Source organism: Streptomyces sp. NPDC021012 (genome assembly GCF_044333355.1).
GTDB lineage: Bacteria > Actinomycetota > Actinomycetes > Streptomycetales > Streptomycetaceae > Streptomyces.
The window spans coordinates 92,142-118,548 of record NZ_JBIRQU010000011.1 but is presented as its reverse complement, the minus strand read 5'-3'; the positions used below and the strand labels follow the sequence as shown (position 1 = coordinate 118,548).

28 protein-coding genes, 1 tRNA gene, 2 pseudogenes and 1 riboswitch are annotated in these 26,407 nt (G+C 71.4%); of the genes and pseudogenes, 19 read left to right on the top strand and 12 right to left on the bottom strand.

What is annotated here, in order from left to right; all coding sequences use genetic code 11:
• Nucleotides 1-29 precede the first annotated feature (29 nt).
• On the bottom strand, nt 30-1,295 hold the full coding sequence (locus ACH4TP_RS30660; RefSeq protein WP_389222337.1) for a PTS transporter subunit EIIC: 1,266 nt from the start codon (nt 1,293-1,295) through the stop codon (nt 30-32).
• Between the two features lie 287 nt (nt 1,296-1,582).
• The gene (locus tag ACH4TP_RS30655; protein WP_398439732.1) at nt 1,583-2,899 is read right to left on the bottom strand and encodes a PTS transporter subunit EIIC; all 1,317 of its coding nucleotides are present in this window, start codon (nt 2,897-2,899) and stop codon (nt 1,583-1,585) included.
• A gap of 213 nt (nt 2,900-3,112) precedes the next feature.
• Between ACH4TP_RS30655 and ACH4TP_RS30650 the strand changes: the two genes are divergently transcribed.
• The 4 genes from ACH4TP_RS30650 to rdgB all read left to right on the top strand — a co-directional run bounded on the left by ACH4TP_RS30650 (nt 3,113) and on the right by rdgB (nt 5,253).
• Nucleotides 3,113-3,346 (top strand): glucose PTS transporter subunit EIIB, encoded by a 234-nt coding sequence (locus ACH4TP_RS30650; RefSeq protein WP_389222333.1) that lies wholly within the window; start codon nt 3,113-3,115, stop codon nt 3,344-3,346.
• A gap of 83 nt (nt 3,347-3,429) precedes the next feature.
• Entirely contained in the window at nt 3,430-4,161 is a 732-nt protein-coding gene (rph, locus tag ACH4TP_RS30645) for a ribonuclease PH (RefSeq protein ID WP_389222332.1), read from the top strand.
• A gap of 92 nt (nt 4,162-4,253) precedes the next feature.
• Nucleotides 4,254-4,637 carry a hypothetical protein gene (locus ACH4TP_RS30640; RefSeq protein WP_389222330.1) on the top strand — a complete coding sequence of 128 codons (384 nt, stop codon included), beginning with the start codon at nt 4,254-4,256 and terminating at the stop codon, nt 4,635-4,637.
• Between the two features lie 7 nt (nt 4,638-4,644).
• Nucleotides 4,645-5,253 carry an RdgB/HAM1 family non-canonical purine NTP pyrophosphatase gene (gene rdgB, locus ACH4TP_RS30635; RefSeq protein WP_398439731.1) on the top strand — a complete coding sequence of 203 codons (609 nt, stop codon included), beginning with the start codon at nt 4,645-4,647 and terminating at the stop codon, nt 5,251-5,253.
• A gap of 55 nt (nt 5,254-5,308) precedes the next feature.
• On the opposite strand, the gene ACH4TP_RS30630 is transcribed toward rdgB, so the two are convergent.
• From ACH4TP_RS30630 to bcp, 4 genes and pseudogenes are all read right to left on the bottom strand, one after another.
• A tRNA-Leu gene (locus ACH4TP_RS30630) sits at nt 5,309-5,393 on the bottom strand.
• Between the two features lie 19 nt (nt 5,394-5,412).
• Nucleotides 5,413-6,051 (bottom strand): annotated as a pseudogene (locus ACH4TP_RS30625) (HNH endonuclease signature motif containing protein); the annotation flags it as partial.
• On the bottom strand, nt 6,048-6,698 hold the full coding sequence (locus ACH4TP_RS30620) for an HNH endonuclease signature motif containing protein (protein WP_398188684.1): 651 nt from the start codon (nt 6,696-6,698) through the stop codon (nt 6,048-6,050). The pseudogene ACH4TP_RS30625 and the gene ACH4TP_RS30620, both read right to left, overlap by 4 nt.
• 138 nt (nt 6,699-6,836) lie before the next feature.
• Nucleotides 6,837-7,304, bottom strand: a complete 468-nt coding sequence (gene bcp, locus ACH4TP_RS30615) for a thioredoxin-dependent thiol peroxidase (RefSeq protein ID WP_389222326.1) — start codon at nt 7,302-7,304, stop codon at nt 6,837-6,839.
• Between the two features lie 125 nt (nt 7,305-7,429).
• On the opposite strand from bcp, the gene ACH4TP_RS30610 reads away from it, so the two are divergent.
• The 3 genes from ACH4TP_RS30610 to ACH4TP_RS30600 all read left to right on the top strand — a co-directional run bounded on the left by ACH4TP_RS30610 (nt 7,430) and on the right by ACH4TP_RS30600 (nt 8,595).
• A complete protein-coding gene (locus ACH4TP_RS30610) occupies nt 7,430-7,750 on the top strand; it encodes a DUF3618 domain-containing protein (RefSeq protein WP_369144464.1) in 321 nt (106 codons plus the stop codon).
• A gap of 37 nt (nt 7,751-7,787) precedes the next feature.
• Entirely contained in the window at nt 7,788-8,126 is a 339-nt protein-coding gene (locus ACH4TP_RS30605; RefSeq protein ID WP_030554720.1) for a co-chaperone GroES, read from the top strand.
• A gap of 45 nt (nt 8,127-8,171) precedes the next feature.
• A riboswitch (guanidine-III (ykkC-III) riboswitch) is annotated at nt 8,172-8,242 on the top strand.
• A gap of 32 nt (nt 8,243-8,274) precedes the next feature.
• On the top strand, nt 8,275-8,595 hold the full coding sequence (locus ACH4TP_RS30600; protein WP_388848059.1) for a DMT family transporter: 321 nt from the start codon (nt 8,275-8,277) through the stop codon (nt 8,593-8,595).
• Here the strand turns inward: ACH4TP_RS30600 and ACH4TP_RS30595 are convergent.
• Nucleotides 8,573-10,750, bottom strand: coding sequence for a transglycosylase domain-containing protein (locus tag ACH4TP_RS30595; protein ID WP_398188689.1), 2,178 nt, complete (start codon nt 10,748-10,750; stop codon nt 8,573-8,575). The two genes, ACH4TP_RS30600 and ACH4TP_RS30595, sit on opposite strands and share 23 nt — an antisense overlap.
• A 301-nt stretch (nt 10,751-11,051) precedes the next feature.
• Between ACH4TP_RS30595 and ACH4TP_RS30590 the strand changes: the two genes are divergently transcribed.
• The 4 genes and pseudogenes from ACH4TP_RS30590 (at nt 11,052) to ACH4TP_RS30575 (ending at nt 14,189) form a co-directional block, all read left to right on the top strand.
• Nucleotides 11,052-12,023: a DNA adenine methylase gene (locus tag ACH4TP_RS30590; RefSeq protein WP_389222322.1), complete on the top strand. Its 972-nt coding sequence runs from the start codon at nt 11,052-11,054 to the stop codon at nt 12,021-12,023.
• A gap of 49 nt (nt 12,024-12,072) precedes the next feature.
• Entirely contained in the window at nt 12,073-12,780 is a 708-nt protein-coding gene (locus tag ACH4TP_RS30585) for an HNH endonuclease signature motif containing protein (protein WP_389222320.1), read from the top strand.
• A gap of 7 nt (nt 12,781-12,787) precedes the next feature.
• Nucleotides 12,788-12,898, top strand: a pseudogene (locus ACH4TP_RS30580) (methionine ABC transporter ATP-binding protein); the annotation flags it as partial.
• 22 nt (nt 12,899-12,920) lie between these two features.
• Nucleotides 12,921-14,189 (top strand): DUF445 domain-containing protein, encoded by a 1,269-nt coding sequence (locus ACH4TP_RS30575; RefSeq protein WP_398188695.1) that lies wholly within the window; start codon nt 12,921-12,923, stop codon nt 14,187-14,189.
• A 6-nt stretch (nt 14,190-14,195) separates the two neighbouring features.
• Here the strand turns inward: ACH4TP_RS30575 and ACH4TP_RS30570 are convergent, their stop codons facing one another.
• Both ACH4TP_RS30570 and ACH4TP_RS30565 read right to left on the bottom strand, forming a co-directional pair.
• Nucleotides 14,196-14,495, bottom strand: coding sequence for a hypothetical protein (locus ACH4TP_RS30570; RefSeq protein WP_389222316.1), 300 nt, complete (start codon nt 14,493-14,495; stop codon nt 14,196-14,198).
• 332 nt (nt 14,496-14,827) lie between these two features.
• On the bottom strand, nt 14,828-15,829 hold the full coding sequence (locus ACH4TP_RS30565; RefSeq protein WP_398439730.1) for an SEC-C metal-binding domain-containing protein: 1,002 nt from the start codon (nt 15,827-15,829) through the stop codon (nt 14,828-14,830).
• Nucleotides 15,830-15,892: 63 nt separating this feature from the next.
• Between ACH4TP_RS30565 and ACH4TP_RS30560 the strand changes: the two genes are divergently transcribed.
• Entirely contained in the window at nt 15,893-16,699 is an 807-nt protein-coding gene (locus ACH4TP_RS30560) for a class E sortase (RefSeq protein WP_389222312.1), read from the top strand.
• Here ACH4TP_RS30560 and ACH4TP_RS30555 read toward each other — a convergent pair whose 3' ends face one another.
• Entirely contained in the window at nt 16,700-18,064 is a 1,365-nt protein-coding gene (locus tag ACH4TP_RS30555) for an MFS transporter (RefSeq protein ID WP_398439729.1), read from the bottom strand.
• Nucleotides 18,065-18,153: 89 nt separating this feature from the next.
• Here ACH4TP_RS30555 and ACH4TP_RS30550 point away from each other — a divergent pair, with 89 nt between their 5' ends.
• From ACH4TP_RS30550 to ACH4TP_RS30530, 5 genes are all read left to right on the top strand, one after another.
• Nucleotides 18,154-18,687 carry a winged helix-turn-helix transcriptional regulator gene (locus ACH4TP_RS30550; RefSeq protein WP_398188707.1) on the top strand — a complete coding sequence of 178 codons (534 nt, stop codon included), beginning with the start codon at nt 18,154-18,156 and terminating at the stop codon, nt 18,685-18,687.
• Between the two features lie 111 nt (nt 18,688-18,798).
• Nucleotides 18,799-19,095 (top strand): DUF6412 domain-containing protein, encoded by a 297-nt coding sequence (locus tag ACH4TP_RS30545; protein WP_389222306.1) that lies wholly within the window; start codon nt 18,799-18,801, stop codon nt 19,093-19,095.
• An 89-nt stretch (nt 19,096-19,184) separates the two neighbouring features.
• On the top strand, nt 19,185-19,907 hold the full coding sequence (locus ACH4TP_RS30540; RefSeq protein WP_398188710.1) for a YidC/Oxa1 family membrane protein insertase: 723 nt from the start codon (nt 19,185-19,187) through the stop codon (nt 19,905-19,907).
• A gap of 137 nt (nt 19,908-20,044) precedes the next feature.
• Nucleotides 20,045-20,902 (top strand): fumarylacetoacetate hydrolase family protein, encoded by an 858-nt coding sequence (locus ACH4TP_RS30535; protein WP_398439728.1) that lies wholly within the window; start codon nt 20,045-20,047, stop codon nt 20,900-20,902.
• 98 nt (nt 20,903-21,000) lie between these two features.
• Nucleotides 21,001-22,485 (top strand): choice-of-anchor A family protein, encoded by a 1,485-nt coding sequence (locus ACH4TP_RS30530; protein WP_398439727.1) that lies wholly within the window; start codon nt 21,001-21,003, stop codon nt 22,483-22,485.
• Here ACH4TP_RS30530 and ACH4TP_RS30525 read toward each other — a convergent pair.
• On the bottom strand, nt 22,454-22,933 hold the full coding sequence (locus tag ACH4TP_RS30525; protein WP_398188716.1) for a heme-degrading domain-containing protein: 480 nt from the start codon (nt 22,931-22,933) through the stop codon (nt 22,454-22,456). The genes ACH4TP_RS30530 and ACH4TP_RS30525 overlap by 32 nt on opposite strands.
• The gene (locus tag ACH4TP_RS30520) at nt 22,930-24,003 is read right to left on the bottom strand and encodes a Gfo/Idh/MocA family oxidoreductase (protein WP_398188719.1); all 1,074 of its coding nucleotides are present in this window, start codon (nt 24,001-24,003) and stop codon (nt 22,930-22,932) included. Before ACH4TP_RS30520 ends, ACH4TP_RS30525 begins: the two co-directional genes overlap by 4 nt.
• A 56-nt stretch (nt 24,004-24,059) precedes the next feature.
• On the opposite strand from ACH4TP_RS30520, the gene ACH4TP_RS30515 reads away from it, so the two are divergent.
• Nucleotides 24,060-25,352, top strand: coding sequence for an ROK family protein (locus ACH4TP_RS30515; protein WP_398439726.1), 1,293 nt, complete (start codon nt 24,060-24,062; stop codon nt 25,350-25,352).
• A 181-nt stretch (nt 25,353-25,533) separates the two neighbouring features.
• A complete protein-coding gene (locus ACH4TP_RS30510) occupies nt 25,534-26,397 on the top strand; it encodes a hypothetical protein (RefSeq protein ID WP_398439725.1) in 864 nt (287 codons plus the stop codon).
• Nucleotides 26,398-26,407: the final 10 nt, after the last annotated feature.

Here is a 26,407-nt window from a genome sequence, read left to right as displayed (position 1 = left end):
TCCCGCGTACGGGCCCGTACGGGCGGGGCTCACGCCTTGGTGAGGTCCTCGATCTCCTCCTCGGGCTCGCGGCCCGGGGTGGGGAGGTTGAACTTGGTGATCGCGAAGCGGAAGACCACGTAGTAGATCGCCGCGAAGACGAGACCGATCGGGATGATCAGCCACGGCTTGGTCGCGAGGTTCCAGTTGAGCAGGTAGTCGATGCCGCCGGCGGAGAAGGTGAAGCCCGCGTGGACGCCGAAGGCCCAGGTGACGGCCATGGACACGGCGGTCAGGACCGCGTGGATCGCGTACAGGACCGGCGCGATGAACATGAAGGTGAACTCGATCGGCTCGGTGATGCCGGTGACGAAGGAGGTCAGCGCGAGGGAGAGCATCATGCCCATGACGGCCTTGCGGCGCTCGGGGCGGGCGGCGTGGGCGATGGCGATCGCGGCGGCCGGGAGGCCGAACATCATGATCGGGAAGAAGCCCGTCATGAACATTCCGGCGCTCTGGTCACCGGCGAAGAAGCGGGTCAGGTCGCCGTGGACGACGTCGCCGGCGGAGTTGGTGAAGTCACCGATCTGGAACCAGGCGACGGAGTTCACGAACTGGTGCATGCCGACCGGGATCAGCCCGCGGTTGATCAGACCGAAGAGGCCTGCGCCACCGGCGCCGAGGCCGGTCATCCACTCGCCGAAGCTGGAGATGCCCTCACCGATCGGCTCCCAGACCAGGCCGAAGAAGACGCCGACGGCGGTGCCGACGAAGGCCATGATGATCGGGACGAGCCGGCGGCCGTTGAAGAAGCCGAGCCAGTCGACCAGCTTGGTGCGGTGGAACCGCTGCCACAGGACGGCGGACAGCAGACCCATGAGGATGCCGCCGAGGACGCCCGGGTTGTTGTACGTCGCGGCGACGTCGACGCCCTTGTTGGCGGTCGTGTTGACGACGGCCTCGGTGACGGGGAAGGCCTTCAGCACGTTGCTGTAGACCAGGAAGCCGACGAGCGCGGCGAGGGCGGTGGAGCCGTCCGCCTTCTTGGCGAAGCCGATGGCGACGCCGATGCAGAAGAGCAGGGGCAGGTTGTCGAAGACCGCGCCACCGGCGGTGGCGAAGACCGACGCGACCTTGTCCCAGCCGAGACCGTCCTTGCCGAACACGTCGGCCTGGCCGAGACGGAGCAAGATACCCGCGGCCGGCAGCACGGCGATCGGCAGCTGCAGGCTGCGACCGACCTTCTGCAGGCCCTGGAACAGGCCGGATCCGCGCTTCTTCGCGGGAGCGGCGGCCTGGGCGGTGGCCGTACTCATCAACTTCCTCCAGTAAGGCAAGGCGCCGCCAGGGCATGGACACGGGGGGAGGCGACGTCTCGTGGAACGCGGTGGTCTGGACCGCGTGGTCTACACCAATGAGTGGTGTAGACCAGTTTTAGCACGTGGGACTTAGATAAGGAACCTGTGAATTCTGTGCGCTCAGCCATAGCCGGAAATGCACGACAAAAGGCCCCCGGACGGTCAGGTCCGGGGGCCCGTGGAGAGCCTTGCGAGGGGGGCCGAAAGCCCCCGAAAGGGGCGGGCTTCGGGCTGTGACCGCGAGGCTACTTGACGTTCTCGCGCTCGATCTCCTCCTCGATCTCCTCCGGCTCGCGGCCGGGCGTCGGGAGGTTGAACCTGACGATCGCGAACCTGAAGATCAGGTAGTACACGACCGCGAACCCCAGGCCGATCGGGATGATCAGCCACGGCTTCGTCGCGAGGTTCCAGTTGATCACGTAGTCGATCAGGCCGGCCGAGAAGCTGAAGCCGTCCTTCACGCCGAGCGCCCAGGTCACCGCCATCGACACACCGGTCAGCACGGCGTGGATCGCGTACAGCAACGGCGCGATGAAGAGGAACGAGTACTCGATCGGCTCGGTGATGCCGGTGACGAACGAGGTCAGGGCGACCGAGAGCATCATGCCGCCGACCGCCTTGCGGCGATGCGGCTTCGCGGTGTGGGTGATCGCGAGCGCCGCGGCGGGCAGCGCGAACATCATGATCGGGAAGAAGCCCGTCAGGAACTGGCCGGCGTGCGGGTCGCCCGCGAGGAACATGGGGATGTCGCCGTGGACCACCGTGCCGTCCGGTTTGGTGTACGTGCCGAACTGGAACCAGATGGGCACGTTCAGGAACTGGTGCAGGCCGATGACGAGCAGCGCGCGGTTCGCGAGGCCGAAGATGCCCGAACCCCAGGCGCCCAGCCCCACCAGCCAGTCGCTGAAGTTCTCCAGGCCGTCGCCGATCGGCGGCCAGATCCACAGGCAGATCGCGGCGAACGCGATGGCCACGAACGTCATGATGATCGGCACGAGTCGGCGGCCGTTGAAGAAGCCGAGCCAGTCGACCAGCTTCGTCCGGTGGTAGCGCTGCCAGAACCAGGCCGCCATCAGGCCCATGAGGATGCCGCCGAAGACGCCGGGGTTCTGGTACGTGTACCCGGTGAAGACCTGCTCGGGGGAGAGGCAGCCGCCCTTGATGTCCACCGTGCCCGCCGGGCAGTCCTTGGGGAACTGGCGCAGCACGTTGTAGTAGACGAGGAAGCCGACCACGGCCGCCAGCGCGGTCGAACCGTCCGCCTTCTTCGCCATGCCGATGGCGACGCCGATGCAGAACAGGAGGGGCAGGCCGAGACTGCCGTCGAGCAGCGCGCCTCCCGCGCCCGCCATCACCTTCGCGACGTTGTCCCAGCCCAGGCCGTCGGCGCCGAAGACGTCCGGCTGCCCGAGGCGGTTGATGATGCCGGCCGCCGGGAGGACGGCGATCGGGAGCTGGAGGCTGCGGCCCATCTTCTGGAGCCCCTGGAAGGCGCCGCCCCAGGACAGCGACTTCTTGGGCTTCGCCGGTTCCGGTGCGGCCGCGGCGCTGTCGGTACTCATCGGCGTCCTCCCTGCCCGGAACGTCCCGGGTCCGCATCTCGTTGCACACTGGTGTAGACCAGTTGCGGTAGGCTCCGGGAGCCCGCTGAGGACAGGCCGCCGGTGATCGTCATCATTCGGCAGAACGGCTGCACACGCTCGCGAAGTTGAGCCAACCGTGGGTTACCGTGACAAAGCGGACCGTCGGTACGCAGAACGGACAGGGAGAAACACATGGCCAGCAAGGCTGAGAAGATCGTCGCCGGCCTCGGCGGCATCGAGAACATCGAAGAGGTCGAGGGCTGCATCACCCGGCTGCGCACCGAGGTCGTCGACCCGTCCAAGGTCGACGAGGCCGCCCTGAAGGCCGCCGGCGCCCACGGCGTCGTGAAGATGGGCACCGCCATCCAGGTCGTCATCGGCACCGACGCCGACCCGATCGCCGCGGAGATCGAAGACCTGATGTGAGCCGCTGACTCACATCGACGGGGCCCGTTCCGGCAGGGGAACGGGCCCTCCGTCATGTCAGGACAAACGGCTAGGCTCCTCCCATGTCTCGCATCGACGGCCGTACCCCCGAACAGCTCCGCCCCGTCACCATCGAACGCGGTTGGAGCAAGCACGCCGAGGGCTCCGTCCTCGTCTCCTTCGGCGACACCAAGGTCTTCTGCACCGCCTCCGTGACCGAAGGCGTCCCGCGCTGGCGCAAGGGCAGCGGCGAGGGCTGGGTCACCGGTGAGTACTCCATGCTCCCCCGCGCCACCAACACCCGCGGCGACCGCGAATCCGTCCGCGGCAAGATCGGCGGCCGCACCCACGAGATCTCCCGCCTCATCGGCCGCTCCCTGCGCGCCGTCATCGACTACAAGGCCCTCGGCGAGAACACCATCGTCCTCGACTGCGACGTCCTCCAGGCCGACGGCGGCACCCGCACGGCGGCGATCACCGGCGCCTACGTCGCCCTCGCCGACGCCATCACCTGGGCGCAGAACAAGAAGCTGGTGAAGGCCGGCCGCAAGCCCCTCACCGGCACGGTGGCCGCCGTCTCCGTCGGCATCGTCGACGGCGTCCCCCTCCTCGACCTCTGCTACGAGGAGGACGTCCGCGCCGACACCGACATGAACGTCGTCTGCACCGGCGACGGCCGCTTCGTCGAGGTCCAGGGCACCGCCGAGGCCGAGCCCTTCGACCGCAAGGAGCTCAACGCCCTCCTCGACCTCGCCTCCGGCGGCTGCGCCGAACTGGCCGAGATCCAGCGCAAGGCGCTCGAAGGAACCCTCTGACACCTCGCTGCGTCCTGACGGGCGGGCACCCGGATACGATCCGGGCGCCCGCCCGTCCGCACGTCTGTACGCATCTGGGGGAAGGACCCGCCTTGAAGCAGCGCCGTCTCGCACTCGCCGTGGCCACGGCCGCCGCGCTCACCACCGTCCTGAGCGGCTGCGGAGCCCTCGACACGGCCATGGACTGCGTCAACACCGCCGACGCGATAGCCACGTCCGTCCAGAACCTCCAGCAGGCCGTCTCCAACGCCACCAACGACGTGACGCAGATCGAGGAGTCCCTGAACCAGATCTCCACCGAACTCGGCAACATCAAGAACACCACGGACAACGCCGACCTCTCGAAGGCGGTCGACGACCTCACCAAGGGCGTCGACTCGGTCCGCACGGCGGTCAAGAACGGCGACGCGACCCCCGACATCACGCCGATCACGGACGCGGCCGGCGAGGTCGCCAAGGTCTGCACCCCGGGATAATCGGGCCATGACCCACCAGCGCCTGATCCTCGCCACCCGCAACGCGGGCAAGATCACCGAACTCCACACGATCCTCGCCGACGCGGGCCTCGACCTCGAACTCGTCGGCGCGGACGCGTACCCGGACGTCCCCGACGTCAAGGAAACCGGCGTCACCTTCGCCGAGAACGCGCTCCTGAAGGCCCACGCCCTCGCCCAGGCCACCGGCCTCCCCGCCATCGCCGACGACTCCGGCCTCTGCGTCGACGTCCTCAACGGCGCCCCCGGCATCTTCTCCGCCCGCTGGGCAGGCGCCCACGGCGACGACCGCGCCAACCTGGACCTCCTCCTCGCCCAGCTCTCCGACATCGCCGACCCCCACCGAGGCGCCCACTTCGCCTGCGCCGCCGCCCTGGCGCTGCCCGACGGCACGGAGCGAGTGGTGGAAGGCCGCATGCCGGGCACCCTCCGCCACGCCCCGGTGGGCACGAACGGCTTCGGCTACGACCCGATCCTCCAGCCGGAGGGGTACGAGGTGACGTGCGCGGAACTGACCCCGGCCGAGAAGAACGCGATCAGCCACCGGGGCAAGGCGTTCCGGGCGCTGGTGCCGGTGGTGAAGGAGCTGCTGGGCTGAGGGCCGTATGTGAACGGCCTGCGCATCGATCCTTCGATACGCAGGCCGTTCGGTGTGCGGCGGAAGGGATTCGAACCCTCAAGCCCGATCAAGGGCCACAGATCCTAAGTCTGCTGTGTCAGCCATTGCACCACCGCCGCTCAACTTGCTGCCATCGTAGCGGGCGCCGCCACGGCACCAGGTACTGGTGATGGCATGGCAGTTGGGGCACAGGAGCCGCAGATTCTCGCGCCGGTCGTCGTGCCAGTCCCCGTTGATGTGATCGATCTCCAGCGTCATCGGCTTGCCGAGCCACTCCGGGCCGACGCCGCATCGCCCGCACTGCTCGGGCACTCCGACCTGCTGTAGAGCTCGGCGTAGGCGCTCGGTGGCCGTCCGATGTCCTCTGTCGTGTTGGACCAGGACCTCCTCCGCACGCTTGGCGGTCGGACTCGGCCTGCCCCGCTGGTGGGACTGCCCGAGGAAGTGGGCGGTCGAGAGGCGGTCGTCGGCCATCCACTTCCGGAGGTTCGCCCGCTGTGCGCAGTTGTCCGGACGCCCGAGCCGGCGCAGGACCTCTCTGAGGGAAGTGGATGCTCCGACGGCGGCCTCCAACTCTTCGGCGCCGGGGCGGGCGGGCCTGCCGAACGGCGGGAAGTGCGAGACGTCGATGCCGTAGTGCGCGAAGCGCCGCATCAGGTAGCGAGGAAGGCTGGAGTAGGGCTCGCCACCGAGGAATGAGACCGCCTCTTCGATGTCCGAGCACCGCGTTGCCGCTTCGATCAGCCGCTCGCGGGTGTAGCGCGTGCCGTTCGTCACGATGCCCGCCCCTTGTTCCGTCCACGGTAGGTGTCCGTCGTGGAGTGGCAGTTGGGGCAGAGCAGCCGCAGGTTCTCGATCCGGTTGTTCCGCCAGTCGCCGTCGACGTGGTCCACCTCCAGCGGCAGCGGATCGCCCAGCCATACGGCTCCTGTTCGACACAGGGCGCACTGCTCCTCGACACCGACCTCCAGCATGGCCGCCTTGATCCGGCTGCTCCGTGCGCGCCGGGGATGGGCGGAGGTGTCCAGGACCAGGATCTCCTCAGGCGTCCGGCGGCGCTGGTTGTGCCGCATGCGTTCGGTTCGGGCAGGTGGCGTGAAGTGCGTGATGTCGATGCCGTATGCGCGGACCCGGCGGCTGATGTGCGTGTGCTGCCCGCCGACGAGCTCGACTCCCAGGTGCCGCAGAACGTCCCACATGTTCGTCGAGGCGGCCACCGCCTCCGCCAGTACCTCCCGCGTCCACCGCACCCCCTCCCGCTCGAAGTGCGACGTGTCCACCCCCAGCCTCCGCATTCGCCCTGACACGTAGCCCCGCGTCGAGCTCCTCGGATCCACCCCCAACCGCTCCAGCGCTTCCGTCAGCGTCCGCGCCCCTCGCGCCGCCGACTCCAGCCGGTCCCTCGTGTACGGGCTCGTCCCCATCGGACCCCCTCCCCAGTACGGATCTCGTACGGGTTAACGAGTCGAATATCGGACGGTCACGTCATATCGCGTACGAAAACGAGACGGCCCGCACCGCCCCTGTCCGGGGTTGCGGGCCGTTCCGGCGGGAGGCGGGGCTCAGACGCCCAGGTCCCGCATGATCTTGGCGACGTGGCCCGTGGCCTTCACGTTGTAGAAGGCGTGTTCCACCTTGCCCGCCTCGTCGACGACGACCGTCGAGCGGATCACGCCCGTCACGACCTTGCCGTACAGCTTCTTCTCGCCGAAGGCGCCGTAGGCCTCCAGGGTCTCCTTCGACGGGTCGCCGACCAGCGTGACCTTCAGGTTCTCCTTCTCGCGGAACTTCGCCAGCTTCTCCGGCTTGTCGGGGGAGACGCCGATGACGTCGTAGCCGGCGGAGGCGAGGACGTCGAGGTTGTCGGTGAAGTCGCAGGCCTGCTTGGTGCAGCCGGGGGTGAGGGCCGCGGGGTAGAAGTAGACGATGACCTTGCGGCCCTTGTGGTCCGCGAGGGAGACCTCGTTGCCGTCCGCGTCGGGAAGGGTGAAGGCGGGGGCGGTGTCGCCCGGCTGCAGTCGCTCGCTCATGGCTGGCTCTCCTCGGGGTGTTCTCGTACGCATTCCAGAGCCTAATGGGGGTCTGACGCGACCCGATCGCGGCAGAGCTGACAGACTGACCGTCAACGACCGATTACGACTACGGAGGCAGCGCGGTGTCGGAGGCCAGGACCCCTGCGCAGATCGAGGCGGACATCGTCCGCCGGCGCGAGCAGCTCGCCGTCACTCTCGACGAGATCGGCATTCGGATGCACCCGAAGACGATCATCGGGGACGCCAAGGCGAAGGTCGCCTCGACCGTCGACCAGACGGCCGGACGCGCCTTCGTCGCCGTCAACCGGGTCGTCTCCGACGTCAAGGCCCGTTTCACCCACGAGGACGGCGCGCCCCGCCTGGAGCGGGTCGTTCCGGCGGCCGTCGTGGCCCTCGCCGTCGTCGGGCTGATCGTCTCCTCCTCGCGGAGGAACAAGGGGTGATCGCTTGAGGACTCTCCGAGGCAGGTAGGTTCACTCCGTGAGCGAGAACACGCACGACAAGCTGCCCATCCGGATGCTCCACGACCGGGTCCTCGTCCGCACCGACTCCCCGGAGGGAGAGCGGCGTTCCGGCGGCGGCATCCTGATCCCGGCGACGGCCGCCGTGGGCCGCCGTCTGGCCTGGGCCGAGGTGGTCGCGGTCGGTCAGAACGTCCGTACCGTCGAGATCGGCGACCGGGTGCTGTACGACCCCGAGGACCGGGCCGAGGTCGAGGTGCGGGGCGTCGCGTACGTCCTGATGCGGGAGCGCGACCTGCACGCGGTGGCCGCGGACCGGTTCCAGGGGACGTCGGACTCCACCGGCCTGTACCTCTGACACGAACGCCGAAGGCCCTGGTGACCGGAGTCACCAGGGCCTTTGCCCGTTCTTTGCTAGCCTGGAGACACCCCGACGAGACGCGCCGTACCGGGTTCACGACAAGACGACGCACCCCTGTTGATCCGTCTCGCGGAGGTGTCCCGTCATGGCCTGGGTTCTGCTGATCGTCGCCGGTCTGCTCGAAGTCGGCTGGTCCATCGGCATGAAGTACACGGACGGCTTCACGCGGCTGTGGCCGAGCGTGTTCACCGGCGTCGGGATCGTCGCCTCCATGATGCTGCTGTCGCAGGCGGCCAAGACGCTGCCGATCGGTACGGCGTACGGCGTGTGGGTCGGCATCGGCGCGGCCGGTGCGGCGGTGCTCGGCATGGTGGTGCTCGGCGAGCCGGCGACCGCCGCCCGGATCTTCTTCGTCTGCCTGCTGCTCGTCGCCGTGGTGGGGCTCAAGGCGACGAGCGGTCACTGACCCCGGGCGGCCGTACGGACACGGAGGGACGCGCGGCACCCGGCCCCGCCTCGCCGGTGGAGGGCCGCGCCGCGCCCGGTCCCGCCTCGCCCGTCTCGTACCCGTCGCTCCCCGGCCCGTCCGGCACCGGCGGCGCCTCAGCCCCCGGCATCAGCTGGAGCTCGAAGTCCCGGGGAGGGGTCCCGTCCAGGGCCTCCCGGGTGAAGGCGCCCCAGATCTCGGCCGGGACCCCGCCCCCGTTGACGCGCGGCTGGCCGAGCGCCCCGTACAGGGGTTCCTGCGCGCCCGACTCGGGGTCCTGGCCCATGACCGCGACGACCGTCGCGAGCTCCGGGGTGTAGCCGGCGAACCAGGCGGCCTTGTCGTCCTCGGCCGTGCCCGTCTTGCCCGCGGCCGGGCGTCCGGCGGCCTGCGCGGCCGTGCCCGTACCGGTCTCGACGACGCTCCGCAGGATGGACGTGGTCGTGTCGGCGGCCTCGCGGCTCACCGCCTGCCGGCGGACGGCGGCCGGGAGCTCAAGGCGTCGGCCGTTCCGGCTGATCTCCTCGACGAGCGAGAACGTGCCGTTCCGGCCGTGCGCGGCGAGCGTCGCGTACGCCGAGGCCATGTCGAGGACGCTGGCGGTGGCGGGGCCGAGGGCAATGGAGGGGGAGGCGTTGAGGTCGGGGGTGGTGCCGGGCAGGCCGAGGTCGATCGCGGTGCGCCGTACGTGCGCGGGGCCGACGTCGACGGCCATCTGGGCGTACACGGTGTTCACCGACAGGTCGGTGGCGGCGCCGACGTTGATGTCGCCGTAGCTGGCGTCGTCCTCGTTGGCGGGGTCGTACGGGCTGCCGCCCCAGCCCTCCACCGGGCGCCGGTTGGTGCCGTCGTACATCGTGTACGGGGTGATGGGCCGGCCCTGCTGGGTCTGGGCCTCGTTCTGGACGGCGGCCGTGAAGACGAAGGGCTTGAAGGTGGAGCCGACCTGGTAGTCGCGGCGGGTGGCGTTGTTGACGTACTGCTGGGTGTAGTCGACGCCGCCGTACATGGCGAGGACCTTGCCGTTCGCCGGGTCGACGGCCGCGGCCCCCACCCGTACGTACCGGTCGGCGGGGGCGTTCGCCGGGTCGAGCCGGGAGACGACCCGGTTCTCGACGGCGTCGACGAGGGCCTCCTGCGTGGTGGGCTCCAGGGTGGTGGTGATGCGGAAGCCGCCGCCGGCGAGGGTCTTCTCGTCGACGATGCCGTGGCCGGTGAGGTACTCCTCGACGGCCTGGACGAGGTAGCCGCGCTGGCCGGAGAGGGCGGTGGCGGCGCGGGCGGTCTGCGGGGCGGGGAAGCGGGCGGCGGCGCGGGCCGCGGGGGAGAGCCAGCCCTCGCCGACCATGCCGTCGAGGACGTAGTGCCAGCGGGCGACGGCCTTGGCCCGGTTCTCGGGGTGGGTGGTGACGTCGTAGGCGCTGGGGGCCTTGAGGAGGGAGGCGAGGTACGCGCCCTCGGCGGTGTCGAGGTGCTCGACGTCCTTGCCGTAGTAGGCGCGGGCGGCGGCCTGGATCCCGTACGCGTTCCGGCCGAAGTAGCTGGTGTTCAGGTAGCCCTGGAGGATCTCGTCCTTGCTCTTCTCGCGGCCCAGCTTGATCGCGATGAAGAACTCCTTGGCCTTGCGGGTCAGGGTCTGCTCCTGGCCCAGGTAGTAGTTCTTGACGTACTGCTGGGTGATGGTGGAGCCGGACTGGCGGCCCTTGCCGGTGACGGTGTTCCAGGCGGCGCGGACCATCGCCTTGGGGTCGACGGCGCGCGAGGTGCGGAAGTCGCGCTCCTCGGCGGCGAGGACGGCCTGCCGGACGGTGAGCGGGATCTGGTCGAGGCGGACGTTCTCGCGGTTGACCTCGCCGTCGCGGGCGAGGGGGGTGCCGTCCCGGTAGAGGTAGACGTTGGACTGGGCGACGGCGGCGGCGTTGGCGGGCGGGATCTCCACCAGGAGGTAGCCGGCGGCGAAGGCACCCGCGCTCAGCAGCATGCCGAGCAGGAGGAGCCCGAGGAGGGTGCGCAGGACGCGACGGGGGCGCCGGCGCCTCTCCACCGGGCCGGGAAGGGTGGGGTCCCTCGGCTCCCAGCCGTCCGGGTGGGGGTCGTCGTCGCTCGTACCGCTCGTACTGGAGGAAGGGGACATGGCATCACATACTGCATGGAATCGGTGGAAACTCCCCCGACCGACCCGAGGGTGGCGCGAAAACGGCGCGGGGTGGGCGGGGTGGGGCCGGGACCCGGGTCGGTGCGGGTGCTGCCGGGGTCGTGCTCTGCCTGCTGCCGCGCGGAACCTTGCGAACGGTGAGGTTCATACGGCGCGAACCGGATCGGTGAAATAAGATTCGCCGCTTTAATCGCACGGGTGGAATTGACGGAAGGGGAACGTCCAATACTGCCGAAGTAAGGGATTCCGAGGGACTCCCCGAATCAGGTAGACTGTGCCGGTGAGCGTTGTCGATGATCCCATGAATGACCGGATGCCCTGGAAGGCTGCCGGTATCCGGAGTGTCCCGCAGGCATTTCCGTATCAGGGCAGCAAGCGAGCGCTTGCCAGCCAGATCCTTTCTCTCTTCCCGCATGGCGGAGTGCCTCGTCTCGTGGAGCCGTTCGCCGGCTCGGCGGCCATCTCTGTCGCGGCGCGCCACTACGGAATCGCGGAGACGGCTCTCATTTCGGACGTCAACGAGCCGCTCATGGGGCTGTGGAAGCTCATCATCGAGGACCCGCGGCATCTGATCGCCGAGTACACCCGCTTGTGGAACGAACAGCTGGATGACCCTCGCGCGTACTTCCTGGAAGCTCGCGACAAGTTCAACGCCACGAAGCAGCCGGAAATCCTGCTCTACCTTCTGTGCCGTTGCGTAAAGGCCGCCGTCCGCTACAGCCAGAAGACCGGCGATTTCAACCAGGGCGCCGACCACCGCCGCCTCGGAGCGAATCCGGCGAACATGGCGGAGCGCATCGGCCGGGCTTCCGCCATCATGCAGGGCGTGACCGTGTCCACCTCGACGTACGAGGACGCGCTGGTCAATGCCGCACCCGATGAACTCGTCTACATGGATCCGCCGTACCAGGGGACGAGCGGCGTGCCCGACCACCGCTATCTCAAGGGTCTGCAGCGCGAGCCCTTCGCGGAAGTGCTCCAGCAGGCGGTGGACAACAAAGTGTCTTTCGTCGTCTCGTACGACGCGGTGACCGACGACAACAAGTACGGGTACGCCCTGCCGGAGGAGCTGGGGCTGACCCACCGCCACGTGGTCGCGGGCGTCTCGGCGCAGGCGACGCTCATGGGCAAGAAGCAGATGACCACCGAGTCCCTGTACATCTCGCCGGCTCTCGTGGAGCGCCTCGGGGGTGTCGACGCGATCGACAAGCGACTCGATCTGACATCTTCTGCTCAAGAATCGCTTTTTTAGCCTTTCCGGCAAGACGGGTCGGCTCGATTCCTTCGACTATAGTGAAGGAATGACAAGTAAAGATCCGATTGTGCTTTCCGCCGACCAGATCGCTTGGCTTCGGCAGCTCAAGATGTCCAAGCGCGCCGCCTTGGTGCGGGATTACATTCTTGAATACGGCGCCGTCACCACGGGCAAACTCGCCGAACTGGGCTACAGCCACCCTCCACGTGCGGCGCGCGACCTCAAGGACGCGGGAGCCGGGGTCGTCACCATCATGGTCAAGGGCCCGGACGGTCGCCGCATGGCCAGCTACGCCTTCAACGGAAAAGCCAATGAAGACGGCGCGGGGCGGGTGGTCATACCCAAGGCATTCGGTGAAGCCTTGAAGAGGGCTCATGGTGGTAAATGCGCAGTCTGCTACGGAGACTTCTCCGAACGCGAACTCCAGTGCGACCATCGTGTCCCGTTCGCCATAGCAGGCGACAAGCCGAAACTTGTTCAAGAAGACTTCATGCCGCTGTGCGCCTCGGACAACCGCGCGAAATCCTGGTCCTGCGAGAACTGCCCCAACTGGGAATTGAAGGACGAGGACACCTGCAGGTCCTGCTTCTGGGCTTCCCCGGAAAACTACACCCATGTCTCGACCCGCCCGGAACGACGCATCAACCTCCTGTTCCAGGGCGATGAGGTCGAAATCTTCGATGCGCTCAAGAACGCGGCAGCCAACGAGGGCGTATCGCTCACCGAGGCGACGAAGCGCAAGCTGGCGGACTGAGTCGGCGGCCGGCCGCGTACCCCTGCTCGACCTCTCGGTGCGGGAGCCGGACATCGAGGCGGTGATCGCGAAGATGGACGGGGGAACTCGGGAGGATCGCCGGGAGTCCCTGATGTAGGGGGACGGAGGAGGTCGAGTCGATGGTGAGTTTCTCGTACACGGCGGCGGACGAGGAGAAGAGCAGAGGCGTCCGCCGCATGAAGGCGCTGGCGACGGCACTGCTGGCGCTGGTGGCCGTGGTCTACGCCCTGGCGACCTGGGCGCGGAACGAGGGCTGGGGCGCCTGGGCGGGCTACGTCGCGGCGGCGGCGGAGGCGGGCATGGTCGGCGCGCTGGCCGACTGGTTCGCGGTGACGGCCCTCTTCCGGCGTCCGCTGGGCCTCCCCATCCCCCACACGGCGATCATCCCGACGAAGAAGGACCAGCTGGGAGCGTCGCTGGGCACGTTCGTGGGCGAGAACTTCCTGTCGGCGGACGTCGTACGGGGCAGACTGCACGCCCTGGGCATCGGCCGCCGCCTGGGGGCCTGGCTGGCGGACCCGGCCCACGCGGACCGGGTGACGGCGGAACTGTCCACAGCGCTACGGGGCGCCCTCACGGTCCTCCGCGACGCGGACGTCCAGGCGGTGGTGGGGGAGGCGATCACCCGCCGCGCGGAATCGGCGGAGATCGCCCCGGGCCTGGGCAAGACCCTCGAAAAGGTCGTCGCGGACGGGGCGCACCACCGGGCGGTCGACCTCATCTGCACCCGGGCCCACGACTGGCTGATCACCCACGGGGACTCGGTGATGGACGCGGTCCAGGGCGGCGCCCCGGGCTGGACGCCCCGCTTCGTGGACCGCCGCATCGGGGAACGCGTCTACAAGGAGCTCCTCCGCTTCGTGACGGAGATGCGCGACATGCCGGGCCACCCGGCACGCGGCGCGATCGACCGCTTCCTCACGGACTTCGCGGCCGACCTCCAGGCCGACACGGACACCCGCGCGCGCGTGGAGCGCCTGAAGTCGGACCTCCTGGCCCGCCCCGAGGTCCAGGACATCATCGCCTCGGCCTGGTCCTCCGTCCGCTCCCTCGTCATCGCCGCCGCCGAGGACGACCGCAGCCAACTCCGCCTGCGCGCCCGCGCCTCCCTCATCTCCCTGGGCACCCGCCTGTCCACGGACGCCCGCCTGCAAGGGAAGGTCGAAGGCTGGGCGGAAGACGCGGCAGCGTACGTGGTGACCACCTACCGCCACGAGATCACCTCCCTCATCACCGACACCGTCGCCGGCTGGGACGCCACCCAGACCTCCCGCAAGATCGAGGCCAACATCGGCCGCGACCTCCAGTTCATCCGCATCAACGGCACGGTGGTCGGCGCCCTGGCGGGCCTCCTGATCTACACGGTGAGCCGAGTGGTGGGCGGCTGAGGGGGGCTACTTCCCCCGGGTGACGGCCCAGGACGCGGCCGCCATGCCCCCGGCGACGGAGAACACGGCAGGCCAAGCCCCGATCTTCTTCGCGAGCGGGTGAGACCCGGCAAAGGCGGCGACGTACGCCGTCGTCAGCCCCACCGAGGCCTTGACCCCGCCCACCTGCTGCCACTCCCGCGCGGCCACCCCACCAGCCGCAGCCAGCACGACACCCCCGAGCGGCCTCTTCTTCGTCCACCGCGCGACGGCGTACCCACCGACGAGTCCGGCGGCGGCTATGGCGGGGGAGGGGATGCGGGGCATGGCGAGGCCTTCCTGGTCGGCTGATCGTTGGGTCGCCCTTCGAGCGTACGGGAGTCGGCCACGAGCCTTCAGGGCGCGTTCGGCGCGATGCGTCCCGTCGCCGATCGGTTCGTGGACGTCGGCGGGGGTGTGGTCGGCGTCGAGCCGGCCGGCGACGTACACGGCCTCTGCGGCTGCCGGGTACGGGGAGCGACGGGAGACCTCACCCGCACGGCCGGTTCGGGGTGCGACGTGAAGGGGCAGCAGGTCCTGCGGAAGGTCGCGAGCCGTACCGATCTCGCGCTTCCCGTGGGCTTCGAGACGGAGGGGCACGGCCTCGCCGTGGCTCCGGCTCAGCTCGCGTCGCCTCCGTGGCACTCCCCGTACGTCCGTCCCGATCCGCACCAGCACTCGGCCGTCCTGGCCGGCGGCCACGCCGTTGCGCGGCCGCGGGCGGCGAGGGTGGTGGCGTACTGGGGGAGGAGGTCGGCGTGGGAGGGGTGGGTGGATTCGGAGGCGGCGAAGGCTTCGTAGGAGGGGACGGTGGCGCGGACGATGCCGAGGTTGGGGGTGCCGGCGGCGGCGAGTTCGCGGAGGGAGGCTTCGATGTCTGTCAGGTGGGCGCGGTAGGTGGGGTACTCGGCTTCCAGTTCCGGGTAGGCGGCCAGGAGCTCGTCCAGTTCGCGTTCCGGCCAGTGGAGGACCGCGACCGGGAAGGGGCGGGAGAGGGCGGTGCGGTAGGTGCCGAGTTCGGAGCGGAGGCGGGTGATCTCGGCCTGGAGTTCGGCGGGGTCGGAGGAACCGAGGGACCACAGGCGCTTCGGGTCGTGGAGTTCGTCGAGGGGGACCGTGCCGGTGTGGAGGCGGTCCGCGCGGTCGTCCCAGGCGTCGTGTTCCCGCGCCAGCATGCGGCGGATGCGGTGGCGCGTGGTGAGGAGCGACCGGGTGGCGTGGGGGAGGTCTTCCGGGCCCGCCAGGAGGGTCGCGGCTTCCGTCAGGGTCGACTCCGCCGCCTCCAGCTCGTCGTGCGCTTCCAGCGTTTCCGCCGTGATCTCCCATGCGGCCGCGTCCGTGGGCTTCGCGCGTCTCACGCCGTCGATGATCGCCCGGGCTTCGGCCTCGTGGCCGTACTCCCACAGGTTCGCGGCCTTCAGCGCCCTGATGAGGTGGGGGTCGGCCGGTTCGCCGGACAGGAGGGTGTCGTAGAGGGCGGTCGCGGCTTCGCGGTCTCCCGCCAGTTCTCGGTGGGCCGCGGCCTGGAGGTAGAGGGGTTCCCGGTCGCCGGGGTACTGCGCTGCCGTGCGCAGCAGTCGCTCGGCTTCGGTGATGTGGGCGGCAGGCGTGTCAGGGCGCATGTCCTTCACCGTACTGCTGTACGGGCCTGGAGAGTTGGCACCTCAGCGCTTATCGTGCCCCGCATGCGGGCCAGGGTGCGGGAACGGGTGCCGGTGGTCGTCCAGCGGGGAGGACGGTCTCGTACGGGCGCCCGCGCGCTGTGGCTGGGCGCCGAGACCGCCGTCACCTGCGGGGTTCTCATCCTGCTTCTCGTCGTCCATCAGCTCTGGTGGACGAATCGGGAGGCCCGCGCCGAGGCCCTCGGAGAGGTGCGCGTCCTGGAGAGGGAGTGGGACGTCTCTCCTGCGCCCGAGTCCCTGTCCGAGCCGGAGTCGGAGTCGGAGTCTGTGGCCGAGTCCGCGGCCGAGCCCGGGGCGGTGGCCGGTTCCGGTGAGGGGGCGGTGGAGGGCGCTGAGCCTTCCGCTCCTTCCGTTCCTTCTTCCTCCCGCGCTTTCGCCGTTCTCCGTATCCCCCGGCTCGGGCTCGTCGTCCCCGTCGCCGAGGGCGTCTCCAAGCGGGCCGTGCTCGACAAGGGGTATGTGGGGCACTATCCCGGGACCGCCGGGCCCGGGAGGGTGGGGAACTTCGCGGTTGCCGGGCATCGGAACACGCATGGCGAGCCGTTTCGGCATGTCGATCGGCTGGCGCGTGGGGACGAGATTTCCGTGCGTACGCGGGCGCGTACCTTCGTCTATCGGGTCGATCTTGTTCTGGGGTCGACCTCTCCGCGTGATGTCGGGGTCATCCGGGCCGTTCCTCGGTCCCTCGTCAAGCCGTCGTACGGGTACGACGTTCCCGGGGCCTATCTGACCCTCACCACCTGCACCCCGGAGTTCACCAGCACCTACCGGTTGGTGGTGTGGGCGAAGCTCGTGTCGGCGGAGGGGTGATCAGGGGCGCTTGCGGCCCAGGGCGAGGGTGAGTGCCGCGCCGGTGAGGGCCAGGGCCGCCGAGGTGAGCAGGGCCGTGTTCGGGCCCGTCGTCAGCAGGGCGAGGGTCAGGGCGACGCCGGCCGAGGAGCCGATGTAGCGGGCGGTGTTGTTGGCGCCCGAGCCCATGGCGGCCCGCTCGGGGGGTACGGAGTCGACCGCGAGCCGGGGGAGGGCCGCGTTGAGGAGGCCGCTGCCGACGCCGGCTGCCAGGAGGCCGGGGAGGAGGCGGGGCCAGGGGCCGTCGAGGGCGCCGAGGAGGGCGAGGACGCCCGTCGCCGACAGGGCGAAGCCCACGGCCAGTTGGTACGTGGCGGAGAGCCGGCCCGCGAGGCGGCGTGCCTGGAGGGCCACGACGAACGCCGTGCCGGACCAGAGGAGGAACAGGGCCGCCGAGGTCAGGGGGGACATGCCCGCCCTGCTCTGGAGCAGGGCGGGGACCACGCTGAACAGGCCGATCACCGCCAGGCCCGTGAAGAGCGCCCCCAGCGTCGAGGCCAGGAACGCGGGCCTGCGCAGGAGTGCCAGGTCGATCATGGGGGTGCGGCTCCGGTGTTCCACCAGGACGAACAGTGTCGTCAGGGCGGCCGCCGTCAGGAGCAGGAGGCCCACCGAGGGCCGCAGCCAGCCGTCCCGGCCCAGGGTCAGGGCGGTGAGGAGGGCCGTCAGGGCCAGGCCGAGGGTCAGGGCTCCTGGCGTGTCCGGGCGGGGTGCCCCGGAGGCCTTCTGCTCCCGGGCCAGGGTCCGCGTTCCCGCCGCCGCGGTCAGGAGTGCCGCCGCTCCCAGCGTGCCGTACGCCAGGCGCCAGTCGGCGAGGCTCAGGGCGGCCGCGAGGAGGGGGCCGAGGGCGATGCCGCCGCTGACGGAGGCGCCCCAGACGCCGGTGGCCCTGATGCGGTCGCGGCCCGCGGGGTACGCGTGGGCGAGGAGGCCCAGGCTGCCGGCGAGGACGGCGGCGCTCGCGGCGCCCTGGGCGATGCGGGCCAGGGTGAAGGTGAGCGTCGAGCCGGCGAGGGCGCCGAGGGCGGTGGTGAGGCCGAGGGTGAGGGTGCCCAGGAGGAAGACCCGGCGCCGTCCGTGCGCGTCGGCGAGGCCGCCGGCCACCAGGAGGAGGACGGCGAGGCCGAGCGGGGTGCCGTTGAGCAGCCAGGCCTGGGCCGAGGGCGGGGTTCCGAACGCGGCGGCCATGTCCGGGAGGGTCAGCATCGGGGCGGTGTAGTTCATCAGCGCGACCGCGGTGGCGGCGGCCGTGACGGCGAGGGTCGCCCGGGGGCGGGCGGCGGGGGTGGGCGGCGCGGTGCGGGATGTGGCGGCGAGCTGGGGCATGGCAGGGACCTCCACCCGTCGGTTCGGTGAATGAACTTACCGTAGCAGGTTGGTTCGGTGAACGAACCTGTCGTCGGTACGATGGGGCCATGGCTCTCGGCAAGGACTACGCCCAGCAGCAGTGCTCCATCGCCCGCTCCCTGGAGGTCATCGGCGAGCGCTGGACCCTGCTCCTCGTCCGCGACGCCTTCTACGGCGTCCGGCGCTACAGCGACTTCCTCGCCCACCTCGGCGCCCCCCGCGCCGTCCTCGCCACCCGCCTCCAGGCCCTCGTCGAGGCCGGCGTCCTCGACCGGCGGCGCTACCAGGAGTCGCCCCCGCGCGACGAGTACGTGCTCACCGAGCGCGGCCTCGCCCTCTGGCCCGTCCTGCGCGCGCTCGGCACCTGGGGCCGGGCCGAGGTCCCCGGAGGCGTACCGCTGCGCCACTTCCACCACGCCGACTGCGGCACCGAACTCGATCCGTACGACTTCTGCGCCTCGTGCGGCGTCGTCGTACCGCTCGCCGACATCGAGATGCGGCCCGGCGCCGGGCTCGACCCCGACCCCGCCGATCCCGTCAGCCGCGCGTTCCTCCGGCCCCGCCGCCTGCTCGTTCCGCTGGAGCACGCGGGCGGTTCCTGAGCCTCCTGGGCCGGTGGGGAACTTCCGCGCCTTCCCGTGCGTCCTCACCCTGAGACGGCGATGGGGCAGCAGCGAGATCGCGGTGACATCGCGGTGGGAGGAGGTGGCGGGATGACGGTCAGGACCCTGGTTCTGCGCTTCGCCGCGCCGCTGTTCTTCCTCCTCGCCCTCGCCGACCTGCTCCTCTCCGACGGGGCCGGCCTCTCCGCCGCCGTCGCCCTCGCCGCCACCGGCGTCGTCTGCGCCCTCTTCGGCGCCCGCACGGCCCCGGCCGTGCCGCCCACCGCCGTCCGCACCGCCATGCGCGACCGGGAGCGGCGCACCGCCTTCCTGCCCCAGCGCGACCCCGACGCCGCCGGGCGCCGGAGACCCCGTGCTCCCGGCCGTCCCCTCCCGACGGCCGCGTAGGGAGTCTGCGCAGCAACCAGTACCTCTCGCGGATCCGTCATGCCGAAATTCCTCGCTTCCGGCACGACGAGACCCCACGGAGGGCTCCCTTGAACGTCTTCACATCCCTGGTCGAGCGGCTCGCCGACCTGCTCCAGCCGCTCTTCGCCGGCGGCGCCACGGCCGCCGCGATCGTCCTCTTCACCCTGCTCGTGCGGCTCGCCGTCCACCCGCTCTCCCGGGCCGCCGCCCGGGGGCAGAAGGCCCGCACCCGGCTCGCCCCGCAGCTCGCCGCGATCCGGAAGAAGCACGCCAAGAACCCCGAGCGGATGCAGAAGGCGATCATGGAGCTGCACGCCGAGGAGAAGGTGTCGCCGCTCGCCGGCTGCCTGCCGAGCCTGCTCCAGGCGCCTGCGTTCTTCCTGATGTACCACCTGTTCTCCAGCGGGCGGATGGCCGGGCACAGCCTCCTCGGCGCCCCGCTCGGCGACCACTACGCCGACGCCCTCGCCCACGGCGGCGTCCTCGGTCAGGCCGGGCTCGTCTACCTCGCACTGTTCGCGATCGTCGGCGCCGTCGCCACGTACAACTACCGCAGGGCCAGGCGGCAGCCCGCGGCGGTCGCGGTGGAGCCCGGGCAGCCGGGGGCCGGGCTGGCCGCGGGCATGGCCCGGTACCTGCCGCTGCTCTCCTTCGCGACCCTGGTCTCCGTCGCCGTCGTGCCCCTGGCCGCCGCGCTCTACATCGTCACCAGCACCACCTGGACGGCCGTCGAGCGGGCCTTCCTCTACCGGGACGCGCCCGAGGCGGCGACCGCGGTTACCGCCGCGTAAGGGTCCAGTGTGTGAACGGGGTCTTGCGGGCTGAACCTTTGTCTTGGAGGATCGACCAATCCTCCGATGGCCGCACTCCATCGGCCGGGGCACCCTCAGGGCCCTTCCGGGCCCTCCTCGACCACAGGGAGAAGACCATGAAGCTGCTGCGTGTCGGGCCGCCGGGAGCCGAGCGTCCCGCCCTGCTCGACCAGGACGGAACGCTCCGCGACCTGTCCGCCCTCGTCGACGACATCGACGGCAGTCTGCTCGCCGACGCCTCCGCCCTCGACCGCGTACGGGCCGCCGCCGGTGCCGGCGTGCTGCCCGCGCTCGACGCCGCCGGGCTGCGCGTCGGCCCGCCGGTCGGCCGCATCGGCAAGGTCGTGTGCATCGGGCTGAACTACCACGGGCACGCCGCCGAGACCGGCCAGGCCGCCCCCGCCGAGCCCGTCGTCTTCCTCAAGGCCGCCGACACCGTCGTCGGCCCGGACGACACCGTGCTCGTGCCGCGCGGCTCGGTGAAGACCGACTGGGAGGTGGAGCTCGCCATCGTCATCGGCCGCACCGCCCGCTACCTGGAGACCGACGAGGAGGCCCTCGCGCACGTCGCCGGGTACGCGCTCGCGCACGACGTCTCCGAGCGCGAGTGGCAGATCGAGCGCGGCGGCACCTGGGACAAGGGCAAGAACTGCGAGACCTTCAACCCGCTCGGCCCCTGGCTCGTCACCGCCGACGAGGTGCCGGACCCCCAGGACCTCGACCTGAAGCTCTGGGTCAACGGCGAGCTCAAGCAGGACGGCCACACCTCGGACCAGATCTTCCCGGTCGCGGAGGTCGTCCGGTACGTCAGCCGGTTCATGACGCTGTACCCGGGCGACGTCATCAACACCGGCACGCCCGCGGGCGTCGCCATGGGCCAGCCCGAGCCCAAGCCGTACCTGCGCCCCGGCGACGTGGTCGAGCTGGAGATCGAGGGCCTCGGCCGGCAGCGGCAGGAGCTCAAGAGCGCCTGACCGTACGGGCCGTGCGCATCTGACCGCACGGGTGTGAAAGTGGCGGCGCTCCGCGTGGAGCGTCGCCATTTTCGTACCCTTTTTGCATATTGCCCGATATGGAAAGAATTCCGCGCGAACGTCGACGCGACCGCCGCCGCCTCGCCCTCATCGCCGCGTCCACGATCGGGGCCACCGCCCTCGTCGGCGCGCTCGCCGTCACCGGCCACGCCGACCCGCTGCCCGGTGGCCTCGGCCCCTGCAAGCCGGGCAACTGCCCCACGAAGTACCCCGACGACAACGGCAGCGGCCCCGTCATTTACCGCGACAACAACATCAACGTCTTCGTCGGCGGCGACTTCCTCGTCCGCGGGGCGGCCGCCGAGGCCGAGGGCAAGGTCGTCGTCCTCGGCGGCTTCGACCAGAACAAGAGGGCGGGCGTCTCCGCCGTCTACAACGTGGGCGTCGCCGGCGTCGGCTCGCGCGTCCCGCCCGAGAACGGCACCGACTTCCTCACCGTCGGCGAGAACCTGACGGTCGCCGCCCAGCAGCGCCTGCTCGCCGAGGAGGGCACGACCCACGGCGTCGTACGGTACGGAGGCACCCTCTCCGGCACGGTGATCCCGGCCCCCGTCCACGACGCCGCCGCGGCCGACCCGTACAAGGCGCTGCGGGGACAGCTCACCGACGCCAGCCACTGCTACGCGTACGTGGACGGCGCCTCCCGCACCCCCACCGGCACCGCCGTCAACAACAACTACGAGACGCTCTTCACGGGGGACGGCACCTCGGCGCTCCAGGTCTTCAACGTCGACTTCGACCTGGAGTCGGCGACCGGCGGCCAGCAGGGCATCCGCTTCGAGAGGATCCCGGCCGGCGCGACCGTCCTCGTCAACGTCCTCGGCGCGGACCGGACCGTCGACTCGTACGTCAACCAGCTGCCGGACGGCCTGCGCGAGCGGGTCCTGTGGAACTTCCCCGACGCCACGACGGTCAAGTTCGAGGGCACGGCCCAGTTCGCGGGCAGCGTGCTCGTCGGCAACCAGGCCAGTACGACGACGGTGACGATGCCCGGCATGAACGGCCGCTTCTTCACCACCGGCAACCTGACCCACACCTCCGAGGCCAACGGCGGCGGCGGGCAGGAGATCCACGCCTATCCGTTCAACGGCGACCTGCCGTCCTGTACGGAGCCCACGCCCACCCCCACGCCGACGGAGCCGACCCCGACGCCCACGGAGCCGACCCCGACGCCGACCGAGCCGACGCCCACTCCGACCCACCCCACCCCGACGCCCACCGACCACACGAGCGGCGGCTCCAACGGGGGCTCGAACGGCGGGGGCTCGAACAGCGGCGGGTCGTCCGACGGCGGCGGGGACAACGGCGGTGGCACCACCGGCGGATACGGCGACTCCGGTGGCTACGGGGACTCGGGCGGCTACGGCGACTCCGACGGGAAGAACCACGGCCCCCAGGGCGAGCTCTCCGAGACCGGCGCCGGCAGCGGGAGGATCGTCATGGGCGTCACCGCGATCGGCCTCGGCCTCAGCGGCGGCGCGCTGGTGCTGATCAGTCGTCTTCGCCGGCGGCGTATGAGCTGAGCAGCCGCTCCAGGCCCTCGACTACCAGGGCGTGGTCCTCGGCCTGCGGCAGCCCCGAGACCGTGACCGAGCCGATCACGCCCGCGCCCTCGACCGCGATCGGGAACGAACCGCCATGGGCGGCGTACCGGTCGAGGTCGAGGCGGGAGGAGGCCTCGAACGTCGTCCCCTTGGCCCGGAAGCGGGCTCCGACGAGGAACGAGCTCACGCCGTACCGCTCGACGACCCGCCGCTTGCGGTCGATCCAGGCGTCGTTGTCCGCGCTGGACCCCGGCAGCGCGCAGTGGAACAGCTGCTGCGCGCCCCGCCGGATGTCGATGGCGACGGGGGCCTTCCGCTCGCGGGCCAGCTCCACGAGGAGGCCGCCGAGCGTCCACGCGTCCTCGTAAGTGAACTGAGGGAGCGTCAAGCGGACTTCCTGGGACGCGAGTTCGTCTATTTCCGTCACAGCCGCACCATAATTCCCTCGCGTACCGACTGCAATGCCGCCTCCAGGACGTCGAGGGCGGCGGCCGCCTCGTGCGCGGTGACCGGGTTCTCGCCGGTGCCGCGCAGCGCGGCGGCGACGGCCGCGTAGTACGCCGGGTAGTCGCCCGGCAGCGACTCCACCGGGACGCCGCCGCCGGTCAGCGGCGACTCCCCGGAGCCGATCCGGCCCCACAGTCCCTCGGGCTCCGCGCCCCAGACCGTGCCGGGCCCGGGCCGCAGGCCCTCGCGGAGGGCGGCCTCCTGGGGGTCGAGCCCGTACTTCACGAAGCCCGCGCGCTGCCCGAGCACCCGGAAGCGGGGACCGAGCTGGGCGGTGGTGGCGCTCACGTACAGGTGGGAGCGGACCCCGTTCGCGTGCGTGAGTGCGAGGAACGTGTCGTCGTCGGCCTCGGCGCCCGGCCGGCGCACGTCCGACTCGGCGTACACCGAGACGACCGGCCCGAACAGCACGAGCGCCTGGTCGACGACGTGGCTGCCCAGGTCGTACAGGAGCCCGCCGATCTCCTCCGGCGCCCCCGACTCCCGCCAGCCGCCCTTGGGCCGCGGCCGCCACCGCTCGAAGCGGGACTCGAAGCGCTGGACCTCGCCGAGCGCGTCCTCGTCGAGGAGTCGGCGGAGGGTCCGGAAGTCGCTGTCCCAGCGGCGGTTCTGGAAGACCGAGAGCAGCAGGCCGCGCTCCTCGGCGAGGGCGGCGAGCGCGCGGGCCTCGGCGGCGGTCCCGGCGAGCGGCTTGTCGACGACCACCGGGAGGCCGGCCTCCAGGGCGGCCGTGGCGAGGGCCACGTGCGTCTTGTTGGGGGAGGCGACGACGATCAGGTCCAGCTCCTCCGCCCCGCGCTCCCACAGCTCCTCGGGGCGGGCGACGACCCGGACGCCGGGGTGGGCGGCGCGGGCCTCGGCGGCCCGCTCGGGGTTGCCGGTGGTGACGGCGGTGAGGGCGAGGTCCTCGGAGGCGGCGATCAGCGGGGCGTGGAAGACGGAGCCCGCGAGGCCGTAGCCGACGAGTCCGACGCGGAGCGGGGCGGTCATGCGCCCCACTTAAGCAACGCGGTTGCCAAAGTGCAAGCGGAGGCGACAATGGGCGTGTGAGAGAAGAGAACGCGCAGGTGCCGGCCGTGCGCAGCCCCAACGCCGCGCACGTGCTCGACCTGCTGCGTACGGCGGGGGAGACCGGGATCAGCCGCCTGGAGCTGGCCGAGCGGACCGGGCTCACCCCGCAGGCCGTCAGCAAGATCACCGCCCGGCTCCGGGCCGAGGGCCTCGCCGCGGAGGCCGGCCACCGCGCCTCGACCGGCGGCAAGCCCCGCACGGTCCTGCGCCTCACCCCCTCCGCCGCGTACGCCGTCGGCGTCCACCTCGACCGCGACGAGCTCACCTCCCTCCTGACCGACCTCGCGGGCACCCCCCTGGAGGTGCGCCGCCGCCCCCTGGACCTGGGCGCGGGCGCCGGTCCGGTCCTGGACGCGGTGACGGAGGAGGTACGGGCACTGCTGGGGGCGGTCCCGCCCGGCGCGGCCTCGTCGGGCGGGGTGGTCCCATCGGGCGGGGTGGTCCCATTGGGCGGGGTGCCCCCATTGGGCGGGGTGCCCTCATCGGGCGGGGCGGTCCCGTCGGGCGGGGTGCCCTCATCGGGCGGGGCGGTCCCGTCGGGCGGGGTGCCCGCATCGGGCGGCGCGGTCCCGTCGGGCAGGGTGCCCTCATCGGGCGGTGCGACCCCGTCGGGCGGGGCCCTCCCGCCCGGTGTCGCCGTTCTCGGTGTCGGCGTCGCCATGCCCGGTCCGCTCGACCACCGGGCCGGGGTGCCGGGCCGGGTGACCGGTTTCCCCGAGTGGGCCGGGCATCCCGTACGGGACGAGCTGGCGGCGCGCCTCGGGCTGCCCGTCGTCCTCGACAAGGACACCAACGCCGCCGCTCTCGGCCTCGCCCTCCGCCCCGCCGCCCCCGGCTCCTTCGCCTACGTCCACCTCGGTACGGGGCTCGGCGCCGGCCTCGTCCTCGGCGGCGCGCCGCTGCGCGGGGACAGGACCGGGGCGGGCGAGCTCGGCCACCAGACCGTCCAGCTCGACGGACCGCCGTGCGGCTGCGGCGGGCGCGGCTGCCTGGAGGTCCTGTGCCTCGCGGCCGTCGGGCGCGGCGAACTCGCCGAGGCCGCGCGGATCCTGGGCACGGGCGCCGCCAACCTCGTCCGGCTCCTCGACATCGACCAGGTCCTCCTGGGCGGCCGGGTGGTGCTCGCCGCGCCGGAGGTCTTCGCGGAGGGGGTGCGGGAGGTCCTGACCGGCCTGGGACTGACGGCCCCGGTGGGCCTCGCCACGGGACGGGACGCGGTGGCGGAGGGCGCGGCGTGGCTGACCCTGGCGCCGGTCTTCGGGAAGTGACCGGTCTTCGAAAAGCGACCGGAGAAGATCCGATCGTCAGACGGTAGGCCGATCAGGCGGATCTGTCGGTCCCCACGGGTGTCCCCCCGGTGTCGCTGCCCCGCCCGCCCCCTCCCGCGTGGCAGCGTCACCGGCGTCCCCACGCCCTCAGGGCCCGTCCGAGCAGCAAAGGCACCCGCCCATGGCAACCGCCTCCCGGCGCCTGAGCGGCGTTCGCGCACTGACCGTGGCCACCGCCGTCGCGGGTCCCCTCGCGATCGCCGCCCCGGCTCTCGCCGCCCCCGCGCCCGACCCGCCCGCCCCCACCTGCGAGACCCCGGCAGACGGCGGCTTCCCGCTGGACACCCGGATCCACGGCGGGCCGGCCGACTATCCCGCGGGCGGGCCCTTCCAGGACTGGAAGCTCGACCTCACCAACACCACCGACGCCCCCTGTTCGGGCGTCCACCCGGTGCTCGTCCTCACCGACCGGGACCGGGTCCTGCGCCCGGACCAGATCCGGTTCGAGTTCTACGACGCCGGGTCGGCGCGCTGGCGCCCGGTGGCCTTCGAGGCGACCGACGAGGCGGAGAACGTGGGCGCGTTCACCGGCTTCGGCGGCTTCGCGGTGCCCGCGGGCCGGACGGTCACCGTCCCCGTACGCCTGACGTTCGCGCGGGAGACGGCGCCCGACGAGGTCGTCGTCAACGCGGCGGTCGTGCAGCGCCGGGGCGAGGACGGCGACTGGGTCGGCGAGTCCGGCGACTACCGCCTGACCGTGGGCCCCGCCGAGCCCGGCACCCCCACCGCACCTGACACACCCGACCCCTCCGCGCCGCCCGGGACGGCCCGCCCGCCGGTCCCGACCCCGTCCGTCACGGGGCGTGCCGAGGCCTCCGCGAGCCCCACCCGCGACCCCGTACGGGATCCCGTACGAGACCCCGAACTGGCCAGCACCGGGCGGGAGTCCGAGGCGTACGCGCGGGTCCTCGTGCCGCTCGCGGCCGGCCTGGTGCTGCTCGGCGCCCTCCTCTTCAGGGCCGCCCGGCGCCCCCGGCGCCGCTGAGCCATGCTCC